We start from the raw sequence: 1,822 nt of genomic DNA on the forward strand, positions 1-1,822 counted from the left end.
TGCCGTTGACCACCAGCGCCAAACTCGACCGCAAAGCCTTACCCGCACCCACCCACCAACGCAGCAGCAACGGCGAACCTCCGTCGGGTCCGCGTAACCCGGCAGAAGAGACGATCGCCGACGTCTGGAAGGCGGTACTGCGCGTCGACAGCGTGGGTCTCGACGACCACTTCTTCGAACTGGGCGGCGATTCGCTGCTCAGCATCAGGGTGCACGCGCAACTGACGGACAAACTGCGCGCCGATCTGCCGATCGTCGCCCTGCTGCAGTACCCGACCGTGCGTACGCTGGCGCGCCACCTCGCGGGTGAGCAGCACAGGACCGTCAGCACCGGCGAGGCGATGGATCGCGCACGCAGACAACGCGAAGCCCATGCGCGCAGCCGTGCCCTGGTCGGGCGGCGGTGACGTGATGGCGCACTTCGAATCCGTCGATTTCGATCCGTTCGCGGCGAACGACGACGACTTCGCACTGACCGAGCCGCAACGTGAGATCTGTGCGGCGACCCTCATGAGCGATGAGGCCAACTGCTCGTACAACCAGTGTTTCGTGCTGACGCTGCACGGTGCGCTGTCGGTGGAATCGTTGCAGTATGCGCTGTCCGAAGTCGTACAGCGGCATGAGGCCCTGCGCATCTCGATCGATCTGGTCGACGAATCGCAGCGCATCCTGTCCGAGGTGGCGGTTGCACCGGTACTGACCGACCTCTCCGGACTCGGGCCCGGAGAGCGTGAGACGGTGATCGCGGGCATCGTCGATCGAGAGACCCGCACACCGTTCGATCTGGGCACCGCACCGTTGTGGCGCGCGGAAATCGTCCACGAGGCCCCCGACCGCCACCGATTCGTGTTCACCGCGCACCACGTGATCGTCGACGGATGGTCCTCGACCGTGATCTTCGATGACCTGGCCCGAATCTATGCGGCCGACCGGGTCGGGCTGGCGGCCGAGCTGGCCCCGGCCGCATCCTTCCGTGACTTCGTGGCCGACCAGCAGCGAGCCGATATCCTCGCCGAAACCGATGCGGCACTGGACTTCTGGACCGAGCAATATGCGAGTGGAGTCCCGTCTTTCGAACTGCCCCTCGATCACGCACGCCCGGTGTATAAGACCTACAGCGCCGGCAGGCAGGTCCTGAGCATCGACAAGGCGGTCTTCAACGACTTCCGCGCGACCGCGGCGCAGCAGGGGGCGACCCAGTTCGTGGCGATGCTGGCGGCCTTCGAGGTGCTCGTCGGGCGCCTCACCGCCGCCGACGACTTCATCATCGGTGTGCCAATGGCGAGTCAGGCGCTCCAGGAGAACCGTCACCTGGTGGCGCACGGTGTCAACACCATTCCGCTGCGCTGCCACATCGATGAGGAGCTGACCTTCGCCGAACACCTGCGCGCGGTGCGCAGCGCATTCTTCGATGCCCAGGCGCATCAGCGCCTCACCTTCGGCACGCTGGTGCAGCGGCTGAGGCTGCCCAGGGATCCGGGCCGGATGCCGCTGGTGTCCCTGTTCTTCAACGACAAGTTCAGCAGCACCTTCGATTTCGGTGATGTCGTTGTCGCCGGTCTTGAGATGCCGAAGGCGTACTACAACTTCGAGTTCGGTGTCACCGCCATCGATGACGGCGACCGCGTCGTGCTCGAATGTGAGTTCAATGCCGATCTGTTCGACGAGGCGACGGTCGCACGCTGGCTCGCCCAGTACCGTCTGCTGCTCGAACAGATCGTGGCGGAGCCGACCCGTCGACTGGCCGACATGTCACTGCTGAGTGTGGGTGAGCGTGTGGTGTTGGTGGGTGATGGTGGGGTTCCGGTGGTGGTGCCTCGGG

2 protein-coding genes are annotated in these 1,822 nt (G+C 65.0%); both read left to right on the forward strand.

Going from position 1 to position 1,822, the window contains the following annotated elements:
* Positions 1 to 407 (forward strand): phosphopantetheine-binding protein (locus tag G154_RS00080; RefSeq protein WP_036478493.1); only part of this gene is annotated, 407 nt, incomplete at its 5' end.
* Positions 373 to 1,822, forward strand: a 1,450-nt coding sequence (locus G154_RS00085) for a condensation domain-containing protein (protein WP_036478496.1), incomplete at its 3' end; no start/stop codon positions are given. The genes G154_RS00080 and G154_RS00085, both read left to right, overlap by 35 nt.

The organism is Mycobacterium sp. VKM Ac-1816D, assembly GCF_000416385.1.
Classification (GTDB): domain Bacteria; phylum Actinomycetota; class Actinomycetes; order Mycobacteriales; family Mycobacteriaceae; genus Mycobacterium; species Mycobacterium neoaurum_A.